This is a genomic window from Providencia sp. PROV210, from assembly GCF_028479445.1.
In the GTDB taxonomy this organism is placed as follows: domain Bacteria; phylum Pseudomonadota; class Gammaproteobacteria; order Enterobacterales; family Enterobacteriaceae; genus Providencia; species Providencia rustigianii.
The window spans coordinates 25952-40484 of the sequence record NZ_JAMPNQ010000009.1 but is presented as its reverse complement, the minus strand read 5'-3'; the positions used below and the strand labels follow the sequence as shown (position 1 = coordinate 40484).

The 14533-nt window shown below is 41.7% G+C and carries 14 protein-coding genes; 2 read left to right on the top strand and 12 right to left on the bottom strand.

Annotated features, from left to right (window positions below; translation table 11 throughout):
- Position 1: 1 nt before the first annotated feature.
- A complete protein-coding gene (gene xseB / locus PR761_RS07785; RefSeq protein WP_006815774.1) occupies positions 2-253 on the bottom strand; it encodes an exodeoxyribonuclease VII small subunit in 252 nt (83 codons plus the stop codon).
- Between the two features lie 220 nt (positions 254-473).
- On the opposite strand from xseB, the gene thiI reads away from it, so the two are divergent.
- Positions 474-1925 carry a tRNA uracil 4-sulfurtransferase ThiI gene (thiI, locus tag PR761_RS07780; RefSeq protein WP_006815773.1) on the top strand — a complete coding sequence of 484 codons (1452 nt, stop codon included), beginning with the start codon at positions 474-476 and terminating at the stop codon, positions 1923-1925.
- Between the two features lie 67 nt (positions 1926-1992).
- Here thiI and yajL read toward each other — a convergent pair whose 3' ends face one another.
- Together yajL and panE are read right to left on the bottom strand one after the other, a co-directional pair.
- Entirely contained in the window at positions 1993-2586 is a 594-nt protein-coding gene (yajL, locus tag PR761_RS07775; protein ID WP_006815772.1) for a protein deglycase YajL, read from the bottom strand.
- Complete coding sequence (panE, locus tag PR761_RS07770) at positions 2549-3460, bottom strand: 2-dehydropantoate 2-reductase (RefSeq protein WP_112836203.1); 912 nt, start codon at positions 3458-3460, stop codon at positions 2549-2551. The genes yajL and panE overlap by 38 nt, the downstream gene beginning before the upstream one ends.
- Before the next feature lie 174 nt (positions 3461-3634).
- On the opposite strand from panE, the gene PR761_RS07765 reads away from it, so the two are divergent.
- Positions 3635-4126 carry a YajQ family cyclic di-GMP-binding protein gene (locus PR761_RS07765; RefSeq protein ID WP_115163995.1) on the top strand — a complete coding sequence of 164 codons (492 nt, stop codon included), beginning with the start codon at positions 3635-3637 and terminating at the stop codon, positions 4124-4126.
- Between the two features lie 57 nt (positions 4127-4183).
- On the opposite strand, the gene PR761_RS07760 is transcribed toward PR761_RS07765, so the two are convergent.
- The 9 genes from PR761_RS07760 to PR761_RS07720 all read right to left on the bottom strand — a co-directional run bounded on the left by PR761_RS07760 (position 4184) and on the right by PR761_RS07720 (position 14484).
- Positions 4184-5545 carry an MFS transporter gene (locus tag PR761_RS07760; protein WP_039855607.1) on the bottom strand — a complete coding sequence of 454 codons (1362 nt, stop codon included), beginning with the start codon at positions 5543-5545 and terminating at the stop codon, positions 4184-4186.
- A gap of 366 nt (positions 5546-5911) precedes the next feature.
- Positions 5912-6799, bottom strand: coding sequence for a heme o synthase (gene cyoE / locus PR761_RS07755; RefSeq protein WP_006815767.1), 888 nt, complete (start codon positions 6797-6799; stop codon positions 5912-5914).
- A gap of 12 nt (positions 6800-6811) precedes the next feature.
- On the bottom strand, positions 6812-7144 hold the full coding sequence (locus PR761_RS07750; RefSeq protein ID WP_006815766.1) for a cytochrome o ubiquinol oxidase subunit IV: 333 nt from the start codon (positions 7142-7144) through the stop codon (positions 6812-6814).
- Positions 7145-7759, bottom strand: coding sequence for a cytochrome o ubiquinol oxidase subunit III (locus tag PR761_RS07745; protein ID WP_006815765.1), 615 nt, complete (start codon positions 7757-7759; stop codon positions 7145-7147). It lies immediately after the preceding gene.
- Positions 7749-9740 (bottom strand): cytochrome o ubiquinol oxidase subunit I, encoded by a 1992-nt coding sequence (gene cyoB / locus PR761_RS07740; RefSeq protein ID WP_039855605.1) that lies wholly within the window; start codon positions 9738-9740, stop codon positions 7749-7751. The genes PR761_RS07745 and cyoB overlap by 11 nt, the downstream gene beginning before the upstream one ends.
- A gap of 4 nt (positions 9741-9744) precedes the next feature.
- A complete protein-coding gene (cyoA, locus tag PR761_RS07735) occupies positions 9745-10737 on the bottom strand; it encodes a cytochrome o ubiquinol oxidase subunit II (protein WP_039855602.1) in 993 nt (330 codons plus the stop codon).
- Positions 10738-11163: 426 nt separating this feature from the next.
- Entirely contained in the window at positions 11164-11955 is a 792-nt protein-coding gene (locus PR761_RS07730) for a nucleoside-specific channel-forming Tsx family protein (RefSeq protein WP_006815761.1), read from the bottom strand.
- A gap of 278 nt (positions 11956-12233) precedes the next feature.
- A complete protein-coding gene (gene ampG / locus PR761_RS07725; RefSeq protein ID WP_006815760.1) occupies positions 12234-13745 on the bottom strand; it encodes a muropeptide MFS transporter AmpG in 1512 nt (503 codons plus the stop codon).
- 157 nt (positions 13746-13902) lie between these two features.
- Complete coding sequence (locus PR761_RS07720; protein ID WP_039855600.1) at positions 13903-14484, bottom strand: YajG family lipoprotein; 582 nt, start codon at positions 14482-14484, stop codon at positions 13903-13905.
- Positions 14485-14533: the final 49 nt, after the last annotated feature.

The following is a 14533-nucleotide window of genomic DNA, read 5'->3' as shown; positions in this document are numbered from 1 at the left end:
TTTATTCTGTATCAGGTGAAAAATCGTCAAGGGCTTTGTTTTCATCATCGCTCAGCAAAATTTGCACACGCTGTTCTGCTTGCTGGAGGACTTTTTGACCTTGCTTAGCAATTTGGACGCCGCGTTCAAATTCATTTAATGCGTCTTCCAAAGGGAGCTCTCCAGACTCAAGGCGAGCGACGATCTGCTCAAGCTCTGTGAGGGAGTTTTCAAAACTAACAGTTGGAACTTGCTGGGATTTTTCTTTAGCCATAATCGTTAATCACTAATGTTAAATCACTTAAAAGGGGGAGTTTTAATTATGGAGCAGACTAACTTAGTCTCGCCGTGGTTACAATTTATTATTGGTGTTTTTAGATTCAGTACGCAAGATAGTGCTATAATACGCCTCTTTATTGACAATTGGTAAAGTGTACGTGTGTCACTTTTAAACAACGTCCGTTTTCCCCTCTAACCAAGAACATGCAGCTATTATGAAGTTTATTATTAAGTTATTCCCTGAAATCACGATCAAAAGCCAAACAGTTAGAATCCGTTTTATTAAAATTTTGACTAGCAGTATCCGCAATGTCTTAAAAAGTCTTGGCGAAGAAGTCTCGGTTGTCCGTAATTGGGATAACATTGAAGTGCGTGTTAAAGGGGATTCGAAGCACGACGAAATCTGTGACATGCTTAGCCGTATTCCAGGTATTCACCATATTCTAGAAGTGGAAGAAAAACCTTTTACTAGTTTACACCATATTTTTGAAATGACGTTGGAATCTTATGGTGCGTCATTAGAAAACAAAACATTCTGTGTAAGGGTGAAACGTCGTGGTAAACATGAATTTTCATCTATTGACGCTGAGCGCTATATTGGCGGCGGTTTAAACCAACATATTGCTTCAGCAAAGGTCAAGCTAAAAGACCCTGATACCACTGTTCATTTAGAGATTGAAGATGAAAATCTGATCCTCGTTAAACGACGTATCGAAGGGATCGGCGGTTTCCCAATTGGGACTCAAGAAGATGTTTTATCGCTGATTTCTGGTGGATTTGATTCCGGTGTTTCTAGCTATATGTTAATGCGTCGTGGTTGCCGTGTGCATTACTGCTTTTTTAATTTAGGCGGAGCGGCGCATGAAATTGGCGTTAAACAAATCGCTTACTATTTATGGAATCGTTTTGGTAGCTCCCATAAAGTACGCTTTATTGCGGTTAACTTTGAACCTGTCGTCGCAGAGATCTTAGAAAAAATCGATGACGGACAGATGGGTGTTGTCTTAAAACGTATGATGGTACGAGCAGCCTCTAGAGTGGCCGAGCGTTATGGTGTACAGGCGATAGTCACAGGTGAAGCCCTTGGTCAGGTCTCTAGTCAAACTCTGACTAACCTACGGTTAATTGATAATGCATCCGATACCTTAATATTACGTCCGCTAATTTCCCATGATAAAGAGCACATCATTAAGCTGGCGCGCCAAATTGGTACGGAAGATTTCGCAAAAACAATGCCGGAATATTGCGGTGTTATTTCGAAGAGCCCAACCGTGAAAGCCGTGAAAGCGCGCATTGAAGCGGAAGAAGCTAATTTTGACTTCAATATCTTAGATTCTGTGATTGAGCAGGCGAAAAATATCGATATCCGCCAGATTGCGGAAGAGAGCCGCGAGCAAGTTGCTGAAGTTGAGATGGTTAGTGAGTTATCTGCGGAAAATGAAGTGATTTTAGATATTCGTTCTATCGATGAGTTTGAAGATAAACCATTGAAAGTAGATGGCATTGAAATTAAACATATTCCATTCTACAAATTAGGTACTCAGTTTGGTGATTTACCGAAAGAAAAAACCTATTTGTTGTATTGTGATCGTGGTGTGATGAGTCGCTTACAAGCGCTGTATTTGAAAGAACAAGGTTTTGATAATATTAAAGTTTATCGCCCATAATGTTTAGTGAAAAATAATTTTTGATAAAAAAGCGAGTTGCAATAGCTCGCTTTTTTCTTTCAATTTTTTAGTCTTCTAAGTAATCATTAATGCCCGGTGGCAGCACTAATTGTGCTGCGACGTTCGCGGCAACGGCTCGCCCTTCTAATAATTCAATCAGTTTTAATGCGAAATCAAAGGCGGTTGCAGGGCCTTGGCTGGTCAGCAAGTTAACTCGTTCATCAAAATAAACGCGTCTATCCACCCACTTATGGCTCGGGATTTTATCTTGCATCGTTGGGAAACCGGTCATATTTCCTAACGGGAATAGCTGATGGTATTCCAAAACCAGGGCTGGGGCAGCACAAATTGCCGCAACAATTTTTCCATCCAAGTGCATGCGCCTCACTTTTTCTACGACAAGAGGGCTATCGCGAAAAGTTTCAGCTCCAGCTAATCCTCCCGGTAACACAATTGCATCGAACGGTTCATCCGCAACATGGATTAGCGGTGTGTCTGCGATGAGTTTTATTCCTCTAGAACCGGTAATGTCTAACGAACCGTTTTCTGTGACACTGGCCAATGTCACTTGGATACCAGCTCGAATCAGTAAGTCAGCAGTAGTGACGGTTTCGATCTCTTCGCTACCATTGGCGATGCAGATCAGAACGGAAGCTGTCATGTTGTTGCTCTCTATTTTTAACTAAATGATATAGACGGTCATTTTCGGGGGTATGCAGACCATGGGCTCGGGCTTGTTTGATTAAATACCCGGTAATGTAATCAATTTCAGTGCGCCGGTTATTTCGATCATCTTGTAGCATGGAAGAATAATTATCGGCGGTATTGTGAATAATACTGTAGATGTATTCGGTCAGTTCAGCCTTATCAATATGCAGCCCTTCGGCGGTCATTACTTGGCAGCATTCATCAATCAGCTTAGTAATTTGTTTTGGATAATTGATGAGTTGACCATTGGGGCATTGATGTTCAATGGTCAGGGGATTAATGACACAATTTACTGCCAGTTTTTTCCAGCTAGTGCTTAAAATTTTATTATGCCATGCGACATCGGGTAAGGCTTCGTGAAGGATATCGGCAATCGAGGAATACGCTTCTGCTTGGGAGTTGGCTGCTCCAATATGAGTGACGCCATTGGCAACGTGGAAAACTTGATTGTTATTCTGCCAAGCGGCATGGGTTGTGATTCCACATAAAAAAGGATGACGTAGCACTCCGAGTTCTTCAAGTGTGCCTAATCCGTTGTGCAATAATAAAATAGGGCAATTTTCAGGGATCGTTGCAAGTAGCGGGAGCAGGGCATCCGAGACTTGCCATGCTTTCAAGCAAACAATCACGAGTTCACTGGCGTGAAGGTGGTGGATATTATTACAGGGAATTAACTCTCGAAATGTGCTTCCATCAGGTTCATTGACGTCCACAAATAGGTCTGGCTGAGCGACTCGTAACCAACCTTGGGTATCATGTCCCTGTGAGGTGAGCGCAGCAAGCCATAACTTGCCAATTGCGCCACAACCAATTAGGGTTATTTTCATATTTTTTCCCGGCTATCTGAGAGACGTAGATTTTCATTCTTCCCTATTATCATAGCGGTTTTATGATGATATTCGAAATAATTCGCGGCGTTATATCGTGTCAGGCTCTGACAATTTGGAGTGTCAGGAGCAAATAGGCTATTATAAGCCGATTGATTATAGGAGAGCTTTAACATGCCATCATTTGATATTGTATCTGAAGTTGAAATGAGTGAAGTCCGCAACGCGGTCGAAAATGCTCAGCGCGAACTGACCACCCGGTGGGATTTTAAAAATGTTGCAGCCAGTTTTGAACTGAACGATAAAAATGAATCTATCAAAATTACCAGTGAGTCAGATTTCCAAGTTCTACAATTAGTAGATATTTTACGGGAAAAAATGGCGAAGCGGGGCATCGAAGGGGCGGTTTTGAATGTGCCTGAAGAGATTGTTCACAGTGGTAAGACTTACAGTGTTGAAGTGACCTTAAAGCAAGGTATTGATGCTGCGATTGCAAAGAAAATTGTTAAATTAATCAAAGACAGTAAGCTGAAAGTTCAGGCTCAAATTCAAGGTGAGCAAGTTCGTGTTACAGGCAAAGCTCGTGATGATTTGCAGTCGGTCATGGCGTTAGTGCGTGGTGGTAATTTAGGTCAGCCATTCCAGTTCAATAACTTCCGCGATTAATCAATTACCCTCGCGGTTATTTGAATTTAGCCCGCGTCGCTGCGGGCTAATGTCTTTCTAGCGCCGAACGATGGCTTCAAGCTGCTCTCGCGTAATGATTTTTTTATCCATCTTAATATAGATACTCATTTCATCAGCAATAATCACTACATCTAACACACCATCTAATCCAGCAAGTTCTTGCTGAAGTTTATCGACATTTTTAAATCGATGAGGCAAAACAATACGGATGCTACTGACGTAAGGCGGTTGTTTCATGGTTAAGCTAATCAGGAGCCACACTGCACACAGAATGAGTCCCCCAATGAATACCGTATTGGCGCCTTCAAATTTATACAACCATCCCCCTAAAATACCACCAATAGCGACCCCAAGGAATTGGCTGGTGGAGTAGACTCCCATTGCGGTTCCTTTATAACTTGCGGGGGCTTCTTTACTGATGAGTGAAGGCAAAATGGCTTCCATAACATTAAAAGCAATAAAGAAGATTTGAATGCCTAAGAATATGATCCACAGGTTATTACCTGAACGCCAAAGTACGATTTCAGCGATAGCGAGTAATAAAATACAGAACAGAAATACCTGCTTCATTTTACGCTGCTTTTCAGCATAAATAATGAAGGGGAGTACACAAACAAAGGCCACCAGCATGGTGACTAAGTACGCTTTCCAGTGATCTTGGGCTAGATAACCCGCATTGATCATAATCAGGGGCAGAGCAACAAAGCTCGACATGAGTAAGGTATGTAAGCTTAAAATCCCAATATTGAGTTTGAGTAATTGAGGATTGAGCAGTACCGCCCTTAAGTTACTTTTTACAAAAGCCGATTCACGGTTCATGACGTGGTGAGTATTATTGGGTACGACAAATAGGGTAACCAAAATAGCCCCAACAGCGAGTAGGGTAATCCCCCAAAATAGACCACTTAGGCCAACGGCATGGGTAATAATAGGGCCTAATACTAGTGCGATAGCGAAAGTGATACCGAAACTTATGCCTAAAAAAGCCATGGCTTTAGTCCGATTTTGTTCACGGGTTTGATCGGATAATAACGCCATTACAGCCGCAGAAATTGCGCCAGCACCTTGGATTGCACGTCCAATAATAATTCCCCAAATTGAATCACTTAGAGCCGCGACGACGCTACCAATAATAAAGATGAGCAATCCAAAGATAATAAGTGGCTTACGTCCAATTTTGTCAGACATCAATCCAAAAGGAATTTGGAAAAGTGCTTGGCTTAAACCATAAATGCCAATAGCGACACCAACGAGAAATTCGCTAGCGCCTTGCAAGTGCATTCCATAGCTGGTGAGTATAGGTAGAACCATAAACATGCCGAGCATGCGTAGGGAGAATACCGACCCCAATCCCCAAGTGGCACGGAGTTCTAGGTGGGTCATTTTATTATCATTCATAAAAATACTCGTTATATTTTGAGCTGTAGCGGTGTTGGCTACGCTCACTAACCCTAGTCACGTAGTTATCTACGTTCCTAGGGATTAGCTTCACTTGCCGCCTTGCTACAACCCAAACTATTTAGAGTATTAAATCTTAATGAGCTTAAATTATTCTTTTTATTTCGGGCTGTAGCTGTATGGGTGTTAATTCAAATTTAAATCAATAAGTTAAATTATTTTGCTATATGACAATATTGATTTATTGATAGCAGGCGGCTATTTAACCATAAAAATCATCACAAAAATATTCGAGAATAAAATAAAAACGGCGGGAAGTTTTCACTCCCCGCCGTTGAAGGCATTCATCGTCAATAATGCGATAAATTATCTGACTAATGCTATAACAGTATCACTTGAAACCGTTGGATCAACTGACATCATCACACTGAGCGACGTGATCGCTACAATGGAGAAGATAAACAGTTTACGAGCCCATACGCGGTCATCATTTTCAGTTTTGAAACCGGAAATTGCCATGCCGAGCCACCATAAGCTGACGGCTGCCCCAACAATCAGATATTTATAACCCGTGTATCCGCTGATAGCGAGCATTAAAGTCGCAACCATAAATGCAAGGATATACAAGAAGATATGTGTCTTAGCGACAGAGATACCTTTGATTACCGGTAAAACAGGAATGTTTGCGGCTTTGTAATCCTTGAAACGGAAAATAGCGATGGCATAAGAGTGCGGCATCTGCCACAAACTGAAAATCAACAGCAGGATCAATGCTCCAGCGTCAAATTCGTTTGTGACAGCGCAGTAGCCGATAACCGGTGGTGCTGCGCCTGATAGACTGCCAATCAATGTGCCATAAACTGATTTACGCTTCATATATAGGCTATATAAGCCTACATAAACAATGAAGCCAATGAGTGCAAGGAGCATTGCCAGTGCATTGGCCGCTACGAGTAGCAGCACCATACCAGCAATACCCAATACAGTTGCGTAAATCAGGCTAACTTTCGGGTCAATCAGCCCTTTGACTAAAGGGCGATTCTTGGTTCTTTCCATGATACGGTCAATATCACGGTCGATGTAGTTGTTAAAAACACAACCAGAGGCAACGACCAATGATACACCCAGCAAAGTCGCAATAAACAGCGGGTAATCAATCGACCCTTTAGAGGCCAGCAGAAAACCGCCGATCACAGAAATCAGATTTCCGAAAATAATTCCTGGTTTGGTCACTTGCAGGTATTGCTTAAACATATCGGCAACTCTTTAGTCGAGCATCATATTGATGTTCAGGTTGTACATAATCCACAGAGAGCCAATAACAACGATACCGACGATTAGCATAGTGAACAAGAATGCTACGAGGTTCCAGCGCTCATCTGATGATGTATTCATGTGTAAGAAACAGACTAAGTGTACAAGGATTTGCACGACAGCCATTCCAACAACCGTCGCCAGAATAACGCCTTGTGAAGCCGTTCCATTCATCACCATCCAGAAAGGAATTACCGTCAGGATAACTGACAGAATAAAGCCAATCAGGTATGTTTTTACGCTACCGTGGCTTGCTCCAGTGTGAGCATCTCTTTCATGACTCATTTAAATCGCCCCCAGCAGATAAACGACGGTAAATACGCAGATCCAAACCACATCTAAGAAGTGCCAGAATAAGCTCAGGCAGTTCAGACGTGTTTTGTTCACCTCGGTTAGACCGCGGCGAGAAATTTGAATCATCATAATGATGATCCAAACCAGACCTGCAGAAACGTGTAGACCGTGTGTTGCAACTAAAGCAAAGAAGCCAGATAAGAAGCCACTGCGATCCGGACCGAAACCTTCAGCGATGAGTTCATGGAACTCATACACTTCCATAATAACGAAGCCAAGACCTAATAGGAAAGTCGCAAACAACCATACATTAACGTATGCGATTTTTCCTTTATGCATCGCTATCATCGCGAAGCCGTAGGTAATACTACTGACTAACAGTAAGAAGGTTTCGCCTAATACGAATTTCAGACTGAAGATATCTTTACCTTCAGGGCCGCCAGCGGTTCCATCAGCCAAAACAACATAAGTGGCAAATAAACATGCAAACAGAATCAAGTCGCTCATTATGTAGAGCCAGAAACCGAATACTTTGGTTCCGCCTGCATCATGGTGCCCATGTTCTGCATGGGCTAAGTTTTGATTAGTCACTGTATTAGTTGACATCGTTCACACCTGCCTTACGCAATTCTTCAAAGTGCTTATTCTCGATTTGTTCGATTTCAGCCACAGGTACGTAGTAATCAACATCTTCGTCGAAGCTTTTAACAATCCAAGTTACGATCATTCCACCGAAACCTACAATTGCCAGCCACCAGATGTGCCAGATCATTGCGAAACCAAGAATCAAGCTAAATCCAGCGATAATCACGCCTGCGCCTGTATTTTTTGGCATATGAATTTCTTCATATGAAGTTGGTTTCTTGTGAGCGATACCTTTCTCTTTCATATCCCACCAAGCATCGCGAGTTTGAACCTGTGGTTCAATAGCGAAGTTGTAGAATGGAGCCGGAGAAGATGTTGCCCACTCAAGAGTACGTCCACCCCATGGGTCACCGGTTAAATCGCGGTTTTCATGACGGTCACGGATACTCACAATAATTTGGATAACTTGGCAAGCGATACCCAGTGCAATCAGACCTGCACCACATGCAGCTGCAACCAGCATTCCGTGGTAAGCAGGGTCAATATTCTGGCTCAAGCGACGGGTCATACCCATAAAGCCCAGAATATATAACGGCATGAATGCTAAGAAGAAACCAGTAATCCAGAACCAGAAGGCACGGACACCCCATTTCTCATTCAGCGTAAAGCCATAAGCTTTCGGGAACCAGTAAGTCATACCTGCGAAGCAACCGAATACCACACCACCGATAATGACGTTATGGAAGTGAGCAATCAGGAATAGGCTGTTATGCAGAACGAAGTTAGCACCTGGAACTGCTAATAGAACACCCGTCATACCACCAACAGAGAAGGTGATGATAAAGCCGATAGTCCATAGCATTGGTGATTTAAGTTCGATACGACCTTGGTACATAGTGAACAGCCAGTTGAAAATCTTAACCCCAGTTGGAATAGAGATAATCATTGTGGCGATACCAAAGAAGGCGTTGACGTTTGCACCAGAACCCATTGTGAAGAAGTGGTGTAACCAAACAACGAATGACATCACGGTAATCGCGATGGTCGCCCATACCAATGAGGTATAACCGAACAGACGTTTTTTGGAGAACGTCGCTGCAACTTCCGAGAAGACACCAAATACTGGAAGTATCAGGATATAAACTTCTGGATGACCCCAAGCCCAAATTAGGTTGATGTACATCATCATGTTGCCACCCATATCATTCGTGAAGAAATGGGTGCCTAAATAACGGTCTAAAGTCAGCAGGGTGAGTGTTACAGTCAAGATTGGGAATGCAGCAACAATCAGAACGTTCGTACAAAGCGCTGTCCAGCTAAATACAGGCATTTTCATCATCGACATACCCGGTGCACGCATACGGATAATAGTCGCAATGAAGTTAACCCCTGTTAAGAGTGTACCGATACCGGATATCTGGAGACTCCAAAGCCAGTAATCGACCCCGACCCCAGGGTTGTACTCCAAGCCTGACAGTGGCGGATATGCTAACCAACCTGTTTGAGCGAATTCACCTATCCCTAAAGAGATGTTGATAAGTACAACACCGACGACAAAGAACCAGAAGCTCAATGAGTTTAGGAATGGGAAAGCAACATCGCGCGCACCAATTTGCAGTGGAACGACGAGGTTCATTAAACCAACCACAAATGGGGTTGCCATGAAGAAAATCATGATAACGCCGTGAGCGGTAAAGATTTGGTCGTAGTGATGAGGGTTTAAGAAACCTTCTTGACCCGCAGAAGCCAGTACTTGCTGACCACGCATCATGATGGCATCGGCAAAGCCACGGAACAACATGACCATTGCAACAATGATGTACATGACACCAATTTTTTTGTGGTCAACTGAGGTTAACCACTCTTTCCACAACCATTTCCACTTACCGAAATACGAAATTGCACCGACTAAGCCAAGTCCACCGAGGACAATAGCAATCAGTGTAACCACGATAATCGGTTCATGGAGTGGAACTGCATCCAGTGTTAATTTTCCAAACATGCCCTTATTCCTCAGCGCCTGCATGAGCATTATGGCTCATTTGCATTGTATGACCTGTAGATTCTTGTGCCTGAGCATTGTTGCCCATATGCATAGAATGATTTGCTTCATTGTTTGTATCTACAGGAGCGTGACCTTTATGGTGTTCATGACCAAACTTCAGAATGATGTCTTCATACAGTTTAGGTTTCACGCTAGAAAAATAGGTAACAGGAACGTCGATGCTAGGTTTAGCAACTTCGTCAAATGCCTGCATCGTATCCATAGTTTTAGGAGACGCTTTTACCTTTTGAACCCATTCATCAAAGCCTTGGCGATCAGGTGTTGCGATAGCATTGAACTTCATATCAGAGAAACCTTTACCACTATAGCTTGCAGAGAAGCCTTTGTAGGTACCCGGTTCGTTCGCGATTAAGTGAAGTTTAGTCTGCATACCCGCCATTGCGTAGATTTGGCCACCTAAAGATGGAATGAAGAATGAGTTCATTACCGAATCAGACGTAATTTTGAAGTTTACAGGAACACCAGTAGGGAATGCGATTTCGTTGACTGTAGCAATACCTTGCTCTGGGTAGATAAAGATCCACTTCCAGTCAGCTGAAATAACTTGAATGGTAATTGGTTCCTGATCACTGACTAATGGCTGATACGGGTCCAGCTCATGAGTTGTTTTCCAAGTGATAGCACCCAGAATGATGATGATAATGATAGGAACAGTCCAGCAGACTAACTCAATTTTATTTGAGTGGGCCCAGTTAGGACGGTAGGTAGCTGACTTATTGGATTCACGATATTTTACGGCAAAGATAAATGCCATAAAAATAACCGGAATAACAACAAGGAGCATTAAGCCGATTGCGATAAGAATCAGCTCTTTTTGTTTAACGCCGACGGCGCCTTTCGGATCCATCAACACCATATCGCAACCGCCTAATAATAAGGCTGCTACAACGAGTGAGATTGCTCCAATGCTTTTTTTGTAGTTCATATGTCTCATCCACGACCCCAAATGACAAGATTCTAATTGTCGTTTCATCAGTGCGGGCATTTTACGGTAAGGTTATGCGAGTGTAAATGATTGTAAGGTAAAGAAACGGAAATGTTAGCTCTTTATGTTAATATGATCACATGTAAAGCTTTTATATCTAAAAGGTTAAAATTGCTACTGGTTATAGGTATATATTGATAAAACAGTATGAATACTAAATTATCTTGGTAATTTTTCAAAGAAAAATATAGACAAAATTGACAAAAAAATGACGAAACTGATTCGATTGTTAAGAAATGCCGTAAGGGAATGTACTAAATTTGTTACCGATAAAGCAAATTTGATTGCTTTATCGGCAAAAAAGAGACAGAGAATTGCTATTTTTTTGAAATTAAAGGAAATATATTAAAAAAATATACAAAAATCCTTTAGTCACTAAAAGTTATACTTTAATGTGTAAATGAGTCCATCTTGATAGAAATCATCACCTAATTTATTGTCAGCATAACGGTATTGAAGACCTGCTGATAAATGTGGTGTTGCATTCCACCAGAATGCTAAAGCACCATTCACACCGTCACGACCGCCATTTCCATAGCGTTTATGGCGCGCGAATTCCATTTCATGCCAGTTGGTAACCATGAAATCTTCTTGGAACATTTTAAAGTTATAACCTGCAACCCAGCCAACAACATAACCGTTGTTACCAGAATAATAGGTTTGATCGACATAATGTAATGCAACGAATGGTTTAAACCATAAGTTACCAATTGACGTGTTGTAGCCTACCCCATACAGCGTGTTAACTTCATGGAAGTTGCCGCCATGTTTATCACCGGGTAGTGACCAAGTTCCATAAACGTGACCATACAGGTTGAATCCAGTATCTGCTAAATAAACTCTAGCGGTTGTTTTTAGCGTGTAACGTTGGTTTTTGCCTGGGTCTTCATGTTGTTTATTGAACGGATTTTCCACATCGAAGAATCCATATAACTCTCCCCAATTGAAATTAGCGCCACCTTCTAATTCAAAGTAAGCAAAATCTTCTTTATGAGTCGTATTTTTAGATTTGTTCTCAGTATGGCGGGACCAATCCAAATAGTTCACATTGATGTCAGCAAAACCATTTTGGTATCCAAGAAAATTTTCAGTATTTTCAGCACTTGCAGTTCCTGCTAAAGACGCCAAAGATGCTAAAGCAGCAGCGCAGAGTAGATTTTTTTTCATGATATATTATTTTCGTTTATACATTAATAAAAATTAGTTGCTACGCAAATTTTTAGCTTGTCAACTAACCATCCTCAAACGTGTGATATATTAGGCTTTAGATTTGCAATTAAAAAATATCTTTCAGTAAATGAGTGATCTTGTTCACGATTTTCTTGATCTTTAAGCGATATTTGCTAGGGAGATCTAATTTGTATTAATAGAAAGGATTCCCCAAATTAATCTGTTTAATTTGGGGGGAGTAAATTTTTGAATGGTTTGAAAAATAACCTAAAATATTATGCTGGCTTATGTTTCGTTGCTTTGCGTACGGCGAGGTAGTCAAGGGTTCCACCGACAATCAGACTAATAGCACCAATACCTATCCCTATGTTAAATATAATATTTTGATATTGAGGTAGGGATAGCCACAGCGAAAGATGGGAAGTAAATAGGTAAACTTTCACGCTTGCAAATGATGTGATAAGTAAACTGATTAACCAAGCGGATAGAATCGATGTTGCCACGATTAAGGCATAAACAGCGATTTTGTAGCCATTAGCAAATAGTTCACGGCGCTGAAATAACCCTGTGGTTTGGGTGTAAACCAAAGATGTGCGGCAGGCGAGTAATAATAAAACGCCGGGAACAGCCACGCCGATGGATATCAGATAGAACATTGGCCAGCCGTAGGTGCTGACAAAAATACTGGCGACAGGGCCAATATAGACTCGGCCTACCGCAGATAAAGCAGAAAGCAGAGCAAATTGTGTTGCAGATAATGATTTATTACATAAGGTCATGAGTAACGCGACAAATGCAGCTGTACCCATTCCAGAGAAGATATTCTCAAGGAAAATAATGGAACCCATGCTAATGATATTCGGCGGAGTAACAGCAAGGAACCAGTATCCAATATTGGAGCCGCCTTGTAATATGCCAAAAACGAGTAGAGCTCTAAATAAGCTCATATTTTTCATTAAATAACCACCAAATAGCGCACCAATAATTGTGGCTGCCATTCCAACGGTTTTATTCACTGTTCCCACTTCACTGAGACTGAAGCCAAGTGCATTAAGCAAAAAATTAGTATTCAGAGCCATGACAAAAGCATCGCCCATTTTATAAAAAATAAGTAGCAGCAAAACGAGCCAAGCATTGTTACGACTGAAAAATTCAGCGAGAGGGGCGTAGATAGCGTCCTTTAATGAGGCTGGGGGAGCAATATTATCTTTTGGTTCTTTGGCAAAAAGAGTCGCGAATACGCCAATCAGCATTAAACTTGCCATGACTAAATACAGTTGTTGCCAAGTGAGGAATTTATCCGCTAACCAAAGCGCTAATCCCCCAGAAACCAACATACTGATTCTATAGCCCATGACTGAGGTTGCTGCCCCGATTCCGCGTTCTTCTGCACTGAGTAAATCAGTTTTATATGCATCAAAAACAATATCTTGAGAAGCAGAACAAAAGGCGACAGTGACCGCTAATGCCGCGAGCCACCATAAATGTTCAGAGGGATTCATGAAGCTCATCCCCGCAATGCTGATAATTAATAATATTTGAGTGGTCAGTAACCAACCGCGACGACGCCCTAAAAAAGGAGGAGTGTAGCGATCCATCATCGGAGACCAGAGGAATTTTAATACATAAGCTTGACCAACTAAGGAAAAGAAACCGATGGTTTTGATGTCAATATTTTCAACGGTTAGCCAAGCTTGTAATGTTCCCGCAGTGAGTGCTAGAGGTAAGCCAGAGACAAAGCCTAGCAGGATTAAAGTAACATTATTGGGTAGTGTGAAACGTGGCATTATTCCCTCATAGCCTATGTTGGTTCTGCAATATTACGCGGGAGATATCTGAGATGAATAAGCAACCCAAATAATAGGTATTGTTTGGGTTGCTGGATTTAACTGTAGCTTGTCACAACTTGAATGATACTAATATGAAACCATTCATTTTGCCTGACTAATATCGTGAATTTTGTCTGATAAAATCCGTGAGTTCTTGGTCTTTAGCCATATCCGCAATTAAGTCACTCAGCGCTAGGTTGATTGCTTCAGTAATTTTTTCATTCGTAGCACCCAGAGCACCTTGGGTATTGTAATTACGAGTGAAGGTACGGCTTTTGGTTGAGCCATTAGGCGCTGTTGCATTCACAGCAACGCTTGAATTAACCGTAATATTGTGGCGCAGGCTGCCTTCGCTGACTTGAGTACTTAGTTTGTTTAATTGAACAACTAAGTTGATATTCGCGGGAGATGTCACCATAAAACCACGAGCTGCCATTTGTTTTTCAACCGCTTCTTGCATTAAATAACGTGGATCCCTTGATGGATTAAGTACCACCAAGCTGCCATTGCGGTTAACTTCAGCTAACGACCTATTCGGACGATTATCAACACTACTGACGCTAATGGACGTTGCATTAAGCGTTGGGTTTTTAGCCGGTAAAGCAATTTTCGGCTCAAGAGATAACGTATTACTTGGTGCTGTACAGCCCGCAAGTAAAAATAGTGCAAAAAGTGGAAAACACAGTTTTCTTAACATAATTCTTCCCAGTTCATCTTTCCTAATTGAAAATGTTCCGTTATGGTTC

Excerpts from the sequence above, each read along its gene's own strand:
- xseB (WP_006815774.1), bottom strand. The coding sequence starts at position 253 with ATGGCTAAAGAAAAATCCCAGCAAGTTCCAACTGTTAGTTTTGAAAAC.
- thiI (WP_006815773.1), top strand. The coding sequence starts at position 474 with ATGAAGTTTATTATTAAGTTATTCCCTGAAATCACGATCAAAAGCCAA.
- yajL (WP_006815772.1), bottom strand. The coding sequence starts at position 2,586 with ATGACAGCTTCCGTTCTGATCTGCATCGCCAATGGTAGCGAAGAGATC.
- panE (WP_112836203.1), bottom strand. The coding sequence starts at position 3,460 with ATGAAAATAACCCTAATTGGTTGTGGCGCAATTGGCAAGTTATGGCTT.
- PR761_RS07765 (WP_115163995.1), top strand. The coding sequence starts at position 3,635 with ATGCCATCATTTGATATTGTATCTGAAGTTGAAATGAGTGAAGTCCGC.
- PR761_RS07760 (WP_039855607.1), bottom strand. The coding sequence starts at position 5,545 with ATGAATGATAATAAAATGACCCACCTAGAACTCCGTGCCACTTGGGGA.
- cyoE (WP_006815767.1), bottom strand. The coding sequence starts at position 6,799 with ATGTTTAAGCAATACCTGCAAGTGACCAAACCAGGAATTATTTTCGGA.
- PR761_RS07750 (WP_006815766.1), bottom strand. The coding sequence starts at position 7,144 with ATGAGTCATGAAAGAGATGCTCACACTGGAGCAAGCCACGGTAGCGTA.
- PR761_RS07745 (WP_006815765.1), bottom strand. The coding sequence starts at position 7,759 with ATGTCAACTAATACAGTGACTAATCAAAACTTAGCCCATGCAGAACAT.
- cyoB (WP_039855605.1), bottom strand. The coding sequence starts at position 9,740 with ATGTTTGGAAAATTAACACTGGATGCAGTTCCACTCCATGAACCGATT.
- cyoA (WP_039855602.1), bottom strand. The coding sequence starts at position 10,737 with ATGAGACATATGAACTACAAAAAAAGCATTGGAGCAATCTCACTCGTT.
- PR761_RS07730 (WP_006815761.1), bottom strand. The coding sequence starts at position 11,955 with ATGAAAAAAAATCTACTCTGCGCTGCTGCTTTAGCATCTTTGGCGTCT.
- ampG (WP_006815760.1), bottom strand. The coding sequence starts at position 13,745 with ATGCCACGTTTCACACTACCCAATAATGTTACTTTAATCCTGCTAGGC.
- PR761_RS07720 (WP_039855600.1), bottom strand. The coding sequence starts at position 14,484 with ATGTTAAGAAAACTGTGTTTTCCACTTTTTGCACTATTTTTACTTGCG.